Origin of the sequence: Psychrobacter glacincola (assembly GCF_965118485.1) — a bacterium.
Taxonomy (GTDB): domain Bacteria; phylum Pseudomonadota; class Gammaproteobacteria; order Pseudomonadales; family Moraxellaceae; genus Psychrobacter; species Psychrobacter glacincola_D.
The window spans coordinates 1-8521 of the sequence record NZ_CBCPJH010000060.1; the positions used below are offsets into that span (position 1 = coordinate 1).

8 protein-coding genes are annotated in these 8521 nt (G+C 41.6%); 7 read left to right on the top strand and 1 reads right to left on the bottom strand.

The features are described from left to right. The 6 genes from ACMHKH_RS14140 to ACMHKH_RS14165 all read left to right on the top strand — a co-directional run. Window positions 1–605, top strand: a 605-nt coding sequence (locus tag ACMHKH_RS14140) for a hypothetical protein (protein WP_413521269.1), incomplete at its 5' end; no start/stop codon positions are given. 371 nt (window positions 606–976) lie between these two features. After that, window positions 977–1906 (top strand): hypothetical protein, encoded by a 930-nt coding sequence (locus ACMHKH_RS14145; protein WP_413521270.1) that lies wholly within the window; start codon window positions 977–979, stop codon window positions 1904–1906. Window positions 1907–2083: 177 nt separating this feature from the next. Beyond that, a complete protein-coding gene (locus ACMHKH_RS14150; protein ID WP_413521271.1) occupies window positions 2084–2518 on the top strand; it encodes a hypothetical protein in 435 nt (144 codons plus the stop codon). A 320-nt stretch (window positions 2519–2838) separates the two neighbouring features. Further along, on the top strand, window positions 2839–4107 hold the full coding sequence (locus ACMHKH_RS14155; protein WP_413521272.1) for a putative DNA modification/repair radical SAM protein: 1269 nt from the start codon (window positions 2839–2841) through the stop codon (window positions 4105–4107). 56 nt (window positions 4108–4163) lie between these two features. Then, window positions 4164–5048 carry a TIGR03915 family putative DNA repair protein gene (locus ACMHKH_RS14160; protein ID WP_413521273.1) on the top strand — a complete coding sequence of 295 codons (885 nt, stop codon included), beginning with the start codon at window positions 4164–4166 and terminating at the stop codon, window positions 5046–5048. A gap of 151 nt (window positions 5049–5199) precedes the next feature. Next, entirely contained in the window at window positions 5200–6513 is a 1314-nt protein-coding gene (locus ACMHKH_RS14165) for a glycosyltransferase (protein WP_413521274.1), read from the top strand. 54 nt (window positions 6514–6567) lie between these two features. Here ACMHKH_RS14165 and ACMHKH_RS14170 read toward each other — a convergent pair whose 3' ends face one another. Further along, window positions 6568–6843: a cupin domain-containing protein gene (locus ACMHKH_RS14170; protein ID WP_413521275.1), complete on the bottom strand. Its 276-nt coding sequence runs from the start codon at window positions 6841–6843 to the stop codon at window positions 6568–6570. A gap of 222 nt (window positions 6844–7065) precedes the next feature. Here ACMHKH_RS14170 and ACMHKH_RS14175 point away from each other — a divergent pair, with 222 nt between their 5' ends. Then, entirely contained in the window at window positions 7066–8439 is a 1374-nt protein-coding gene (locus ACMHKH_RS14175; protein WP_413521276.1) for an NAD-dependent succinate-semialdehyde dehydrogenase, read from the top strand. The last annotated feature ends 82 nt before the right edge of the window (window positions 8440–8521 follow it).

An 8521-nucleotide genomic window follows, 5' to 3' on the forward strand; every position in this document is an offset into this window, starting at 1 on the left:
AGCATCCTATAATAATGTTGGTGAATACAATGAACATTGTATATTCAAAAATACTTCTCTTTTGCCTGGTTCCTATCGGTTTATTTATCTTATTTAAAGGTATCAAACTGTTAATGAGTGCCTTTAACGGCAAAGTGCTGTTGGAGATTCCTTATAACAATAGCGTTGGTCATTTTACTATTTCAAAACCAGGAACTTATTCTATTTGGCAAAAAGGGCTCTTATTCAACAAAACACCTGCTGCGAAATTTAGACCACAAGTTCGTAATACTGCTACTCGTATAGAAGTGAAGATTCATTCTTCAATACTCTCGCCGCGTGCGAATGGTTTTTCTGAGGGCATAATGCAGTTGTTTACCTTTAAGGCTGACACGGGAAACTATGAGCTAATATTGGGTGCAGGAACCAGTGTTTCTAGCTTTCAGACCATGATTGCAAAAGCAATACCGTTGGCTGATATTAATTTAGAACACTATTTTATTGAAGTTCGAGAAAGCCAGCCAGAGTTCTTGACACTACTCTCTATTCTTATCATATTGCTTGGATTTGGATCTGCAGTGGCTGGGTTGGTTTTAGGATTACTCGCTGATCAACTCATAAAATAATGGTAAATATCTGACACATGAATATTGCAATAACTCTCATCGGCTATAAAGCTATTATTAGTGAGCGATTTTTCAGAAGTTGCTTGGTTACACAATGCTGCTGTTTTACACAATTCGTTTTAGCGCATAATTGCTCGAATATAGATTGCTGAGCCCTATGTTTAATCATGAGTGCTTAATCATGAGTGCTTAATCATGAGTGCTTGGCATCTGACTAAAAATAATGATGGAAAGGTAGCTGAATTTACTTAGCTATTACTAATACTTCGACCCTCGTTATTTGACATGCGCTATATTGTCATTTAACGAGGGTTTTGCTTATCTAAGCGTTACTTTATGCTTTATTTACTGTTATTTTAAAGGAATCTATTATGACCATGAACGTTGATACTTCTCCAGCTATTGCCAATGCCACTACAAAAAAAACATCCATTCTTACTGCTGTTTCAGTAATTTTAGCAGGTAGCGTATTTGTCATATCTTCAGCCAATGCTGCACCTGAAGTAACTATTAACGCCGCTGCTGGCGGTAGCACTACTGTGGTTGAACAATACTCTGATGGCAAAACTGCTGTTATTACCGCCACGCCCAATAGTATCACTATGCAAGATGGCATGCCTTTTGCGGTCACTCAAGTCACCAATGTACCGCGTTATACGGTTCGCCAAGTTGCTAGCAATGGTGTTAGCAGTACGGTCGTCACGCAAGGTAGCGCCACGATTACTAGCGTACCTGTGACCAATCAAAGCAGCCGTGTTGATGTTATTGCGGTACCGACTAGTACCGTTACTCAAGTATTACCAATGACTCAAGTACTACCTGTTACCACAGCGACTCAATTACCAGTGATAAATACTTCAGTCATAAACGCACCCGTGACAATGATTACTTCTATAGATACTCTACAGCTAAAGCCAACCTTCAGCACACCTGATGTAGTCAACGCGCAAACCAAGGTGATGAAAATTCTTAAAAATAGCGATGGACGTGAAGTTGCCGTACCTGCCAACCATATCGCGCCTGGCGATATTATTGAATATCATACCGTTTATACCAATACTACAGCGCAGCCCGTCAATGATATCAATGCCATGGTTTCTCTACCCAATGGCGTAAAATTGGTGTCATTAAATAGCCCACTACCAACGCTTGCAACCACTGGTGGCGATACTTATCAAACTATTCAGCAAGTGGGTAACACCGTCGTGGTTAAAGAAAATTATTCTGGTCTGAAATGGAACTTGGTAAACCTGAGCCCAAATGCGGCACAGACCGTCGTTATACGTGCTAAGGTTCAATAAATACCGACCTACATTTAAAGTTTTAAAATGTAGTAAATGCTAAATCTAATAAAAGGTCTTGCGGGCTAGTTTCATAGTTGGCAAGGCTTTTTTTAGTGCGTGCTTAATTATTTATTAACCGACAAATATTTGCTATAGTGCTTTAATTCTTAAAACATATATTTGGTTATTATAAATATGTCCAATCTTACTGCTTCCTATTTATACAATCTTTTAATTTGTGGATCTATTATAAGCACCGCTACGGTGGCTGAAGCAGATGAATTACCTTTTGATGATAGCTTTTATCTGTCGACTATTTGTACTTCTTTGATGACTCATGAAGATAATGAATACTGCGATGATGGTTACATTCTTAAAAGCGAAACATTAAAGGACGGTAACGTGATAGAAACGGTACTTATGGAAGGTATGGGAGGCTACGGTTGGAGTCATACTGGTATTGATAAGATTGATGCTAATACCTACCATGTCTATTTCGGCTGTGGTAGTCCATGCGGCGCAAATATGCTATTTGGTCGTGGAGATAAAGAACAACATTTTGGCCTCTATTTCAATTTTGATGCAAAAAGCCGCTGTATCGTTGAATATAATCAAGATAAAAACCTATAGATCGCTCGTCAGTTTTTTACCGACAAAAAAATAACTTTACCCTCGACTTATGGTATCAGTGAGTCATCATTCATGCCAAAATATAATGTGGAGTTTGATAAGAAAGGAAATCTTGTCGTTACAGATTTTATGGGTAGTAATGATACTCGCCATCTACCTAACCCTTGTACTGCGCATTAGCTTTTAAGTGGCTAATAAAGCGTTTCTTTGCAGAGCGACACTATCTGTCGTATTGTTTGCCAAATTCTCCCATACTTACAGTGACTTACCCTTAGTTTTGATAAAATAACACTTCATTGCTGACAGGGTAAATAGCGCTTATGGCAACCATCAATTATGAACGACTACAAGGCAAGCTCAATATCTTAGCGGACGCCGCTAAATATGACGTTTCTTGCTCTTCCTCCGCAGGTACGCGCAAAAACCAAGGCGGTGGTCTCGGCGATGCCTCAGCAACAGGCATTTGCCATAGCTATACTGAAGATGGTCGCTGCGTTAGTCTGCTTAAAATCTTGCTGACCAATCATTGTATTTACGACTGTGCTTATTGTACTTCTCGTAAAAGTAATGACACCCCGCGCGCCGCTTTTAGTGTCGAAGAAGTGGTTGATTTAACCATGCAGTTTTATCGCCGGAATTATATCGAAGGGCTGTTTCTCAGCTCAGGTATTTTTAAAAGTGGCGACTATACGATGGAACGCTTGGTTGAGGTCGCCAAGATATTGCGTACCCGCGAGCGTTTCAACGGTTATATACATTTAAAAACTATCCCAGGTGCCTCAAAGGAGTTGTTATTAGAAGCGGGATTATACGCCGATCGGCTGAGCGTTAATATTGAGATTCCAACTAAGTCGGGCTTGGCTCTGTTGGCACCAGAAAAATCGCATGATGAATTAAAAGCACCGATGGAAACGGTTAAAACTGAAATTATTACTATCAAAGAGAGCCGTAAAACGCATAAAAAAGCACCGAAATTTGTACCTGCAGGTCAAACCAGTCAGATGATCGTTGGGGCTAGCAATGAAACTGACTTGCAAGTGATTCAGTTATCGAGTCATTTTTATAAGCAGTATGATTTAAAGCGGGTCTACTACTCAGGTTATGTACCAATGCTATCTGACAGCCGCTTGCCAGCGATTGGTACACCTGTACCTATGGTGCGTGAGAACCGTCTCTATCAAGCGGATTGGCTGATGCGTTTTTATGGTTTCGGCGCGCATGAAATCGTTGAGCCAGACTCACCTTTTTTAGACTTAGACTGTGACCCAAAGCTGGCTTGGGCAATCCGCCATCGTGAGCATTTTCCGGTTAATATTCAGACAGCGACTTATGAGATGATTGTGCGCATACCAGGTATCGGTACCAAAACTGCTAAAAAAATAGTCAAAGCGCGTAAGTTTAATCAACTAACCCTTTATCATTTGAAAAAAATGGGTGCAGCGGTTAATCGCGCCAAATACTTTATCGCAACGACTGGTAAAAACGAGCATCTCGCCCATTTAACCCGTGATAACTTCCGTCAGTATGTACTGGCGCAAACGCAGACTAAGTTTAAAGATGAACGTAGCGGACAGCTGGCATTGTTTTAAACAGCAGTATGATAGATAAATTTAGCCAAAATCATGAAATTATCTTAGGATAAATAATGTCGCAATCACTGTCAGAACTTGTCAAAAATCAAAACTACCGGCTGGGTCAATTGACGCCCAGTATTGTGCTTTATGAGCCAAGTTTTGAAGGCTGGCTCAGTGCAGTCTTTTACGTCTATACCAATCGCTTACAAGAAGATATGTCGCTACAGCTCATCGCACAGAACTGTTATGTGCCGTCATTACTCTCTCATGCAGTCAGTGTTGAAACCGATGCCAACCACTCTGAGCGAGTACTCACAAAGTTAAATAAACTCTTAGGTCGCTCGGGTATGCGTCATATACTGTGGGGATTTTTATCAGAAAAAGATGATATTGGCACGACTCTATTTCAAGTGGTCAAATACGCCATTGAATATCCAAGCCGCCATATTATGGACGATTTGGGTAATCTTAACGTCTTAGAGCTGGTACAAACAGTCAAGTCTGTTGGTCGTGAAAAGCATCGTATGGAAGCTTTTGTACGCTTTGAACATACGGTTGAAAACATTTACTTTGCCCGCGTCGAGCCGGACTTTAATGTCTTGCCGCTGATTAGTGAGCACTTTCGTCAGCGTTATCAAGACCAGCACTGGGCAATTTATGATTTGGCGCGTGGCTATGGTATTTATTATGATAAAAGCCAAAGTACACCTAAACGCCCCGCTGCTCTGCAAACCATTACTGAGCTTGATGAGGCAGTACTGCGTAATCCTGCTAGTATTCATAGCGAAGATGAGCAGCGTTATCAGCGTTTTTGGCAAGGGTATTTTACCAACGTCAATATCAAAGAGCGTAAAAATACACGTCTGCATAAGCAGTATTTACCGCAGCGTTATTGGAAATATCTGAGTGAAAAACAAGTATTACCAAACGCTGAGCACCTCAAAAAACAACGCTAAATATTTGATTACCATAATTTATATTTTCTGTATTTACTGACGACAAAGAATAGCCATTGCCTATGCTATCTTTTTATCTTGGTGGTTGAGTTTTAGCTGCTTTTCACTGACAATAGCAGCTTGATATCCTCAACTAGTGACCCACGCCATTATGAAAGTTATGCGTTTACTGTCGTCCTTAAAGCATGATGAATCCGAGCGCGGTATTTTTCATCTTGGGCGCGCTTTGGTCAAAAACGAGCATACCTCAATCATTATCTCTAGCGCTGATGAAGACAATGAATTGGTCAGACGTTTAAAGCGTGATGGCAATCACTATCATCAGCTACATATGAATAAGAAATCTTGGTTGGCATTGCTACAGGTCGTGCCACTTCGACGTTTGATTGAAAAATATGATCCTGATATCATTCATGTGCACTCGCGCACGCCTGCATGGATATTGCATCTAGCACTACGCCGTGCACGGGTAAAACGTCGACCAAAACTGGTCTCGACCATGTACGGCTTTTATCCTATTAATAAATACTCACAAGCGCTGCTCGATGTCGATACCATTATTACCGTTTCTGATAGTGTGACTGATTATCTTAAAAGTGGGCTGCGCCGTGAGGAGCTAGATCCTCGTGTGATTAAGCGTATCTACCGCGGTGTTGATATACGCCGTTACCCTTATCGGCACAATCCATCGGTGTATTGGTTACGTCATACCTTTGCTGAATATCCTGAGCTTGAGAATAAGAAATGGTTGGTATTTCCAACGATTATCGGTAATGAATATGGACAAGAATGGCTGATTGATATCTTAGGTAACTTAGAAGCAGATTTTCCTAATATTCATGTCATTATTATGGATGAGGATTATCGACCTTCTGATGTCGCCCATGAGGACTTTCGCCAACGTAGTAATACCTTGGGGCTTGGCGATCGCATTACTTATGTAGGCAGTAAGCGTAATGACATGCGCGAGTGGTTATCAGCGGCAAATATCGTCATGGCACTTGCCAATCAGCCTGAATCTATCGGTATCAATGCTTTGCAGGCCATTCATTTGGGGACGCCGGTCATTGGCTGGGATCAAGCGGCATTTAGTGAAATCCTGCGACCGCTCTATCCACAAGGCTTGGTCAAAAAATACAACGCCAATGCCCTTTGTAAAGCGGTGCGCAACCAGTTAGAAAGCGTGACGCGCCCTGAAATGACTAACAAATTTACCATGCGTGAGATGATTAATGAGACCTTAGCGGTCTATAAAAATTTGCATGAGCTAGCATTGGCAGAAGAAAAATCGGTAGCGGATGCTTTAGCCGTGAGGAGACATAAAAAAATCTTCGGCGTTACTGATCAACACAATACCTCTAAGACCAGTATAAATAAGCAAACAGTGAATAAAGTAAGGTTGCTTAAAGATAAGCCTAAAGCTACGTATAGCAATAAGGACATAGAAAATACAGATGATGCTTAACTGCTGTCATCTTCAACTTGGCTGCTTACCTACCGCTTTTTTGCTGCGTCTGGTTTAATAAGTGGTCGGTGTATGTGCGCTTACCATACGGGTAATAGCATCGGTAGGATTGATAAAAGTATGTGGAAAACTGGTATCAATCACATAACTGTCTCCTTCATTTAGCAAATACGTCATCTCTTCGATACGAATCAATACCTTACCCTCAATAGCCGTTCCAATCTCCTCGCCTTCATGAGTAATCTTTTCTTCCATTGAGCTATTTGGCTGATAAGTCTCAATCAGAAATCCAAGATTTTTGGTGGTGCTACAGTTATACAGCTGCTTCAAAGATACCCGAATACTCGGCTCACTCAGCTCTATTAAATTTTTTGGGGTAACCTTGCCAGTTTACGTTGCGATTAACCTTTTGCAATGCAAATGTGCATAAAATTACTGAGCAGCAACCAACACTACCCTATTAAAAAGATAAACTTAAGAAGTTAAGCATAGAAATATAAACATAAAAAGATACGCAGAAGCGGATTTCAATTCTAAATGAAAGGACTAATAATGAGCGATTATCAAGTGAGTAACCCAGCTACTGGTGAAGTGGAAGCAAACTATGCTACTGCGACTGAGCAAGATATTCAACAAGCGATTGAGCAAGCTGACACAGCCTATCAAGACTGGCGCAAAGTCTCGCTAAGTGAGCGCAGTGCATTACTACAAAAAATTGCTGACATCTATCTTGAGCGTCAAGATGAGCTCGCACGTATCGTAGCAACAGAGATGGGCAAGCCTGTCGCGCAAGCAAAAGGCGAGATTGAACTGGTCGCTGATATTTTTCGTTACTATGCCGATAATGGAGAGCAGCTATTAGCGCCCAATAAAATCGATGTTGATACAGGATCTGCCTTTGTAGAAAAGCTCCCTGTCGGTGTACTTTTGGGCATCATGCCATGGAACTATCCGCATTATCAGGTCGCACGATTTGCAGCACCAAATTTTATGGCAGGTAATACACTGATCTTAAAACACGCTCCGCAATGCCCTAAGACTGCAGAAGTTATCGCTGATATTTTTAAAGACGCAGGTCTACCAGAGGGTGTCTATAACAATGTATTCGCAACCAACGAGCAAGCAGCGACTATTATTGAAGATAGCCGCGTACAGGGTGTCTCATTGACAGGCTCTGAGCGAGCTGGGCAAGCGGTTGCTAAAGTAGCAGGCGGTGCCCTTAAAAAAGTCGTGCTAGAGCTTGGCGGCTCGGACGCTTTTATCGTCGCAGCCGATGCTGATATCGAGCAAGCAATACAAGGCGCTATAGAAGGTCGATTTGGCAATACCGGACAAGCATGTAATGCTGCCAAACGCCTAATCGTTGTTGAGTCAGTTTACGATAAATTCGTCAAAGGCTTTACCGATGCCGTACGTGGTATGAGCTTAGCTGATCCGCTTGATGACGGCACTTTTATGGGTCCTATGTCATCTCAAGCGGCAGCGACCAACTTACAAGAGCAGTTAGATAGCGCCATTCAAGCAGGGGCAACTGTACTGGTCGAAGGTGGTATAGTCAAAGATAAGCCAGGTGCTTGGTTTAAACCTGCCGTACTAACAGATGTTGATGAGTCAATGGATGTCTATCGTCAAGAGCTGTTTGGTCCAGTGGCGGTCATTTATAAAGCCCGTGATATCGATCATGCAATTAAAATTGCTAATGACGTGCCCTTTGGACTTGGCGCTTCTATTCAAACGCAAGATGCAGAGTTGGCAGCTAAAATAGCTGATGCATTAGAAGTCGGTATGGTCACGATTAACGCGCCTTCTGGTAGTGAAGCCAATACGCCATTTGGCGGTGTGAAGCGCTCAGGTTTTGGTCGTGAGCTTGGTAATCTTGGGATTACTGAATTTTTAAACTATAAATTAATTCGTGATAAATCTTAATTAATCCGGTTTAGTAGTGATAGAACTAAAAAAGCCTAGCGGTCATTCATAGACGCTAGGCTTTTTTTACGATTGTTTATAA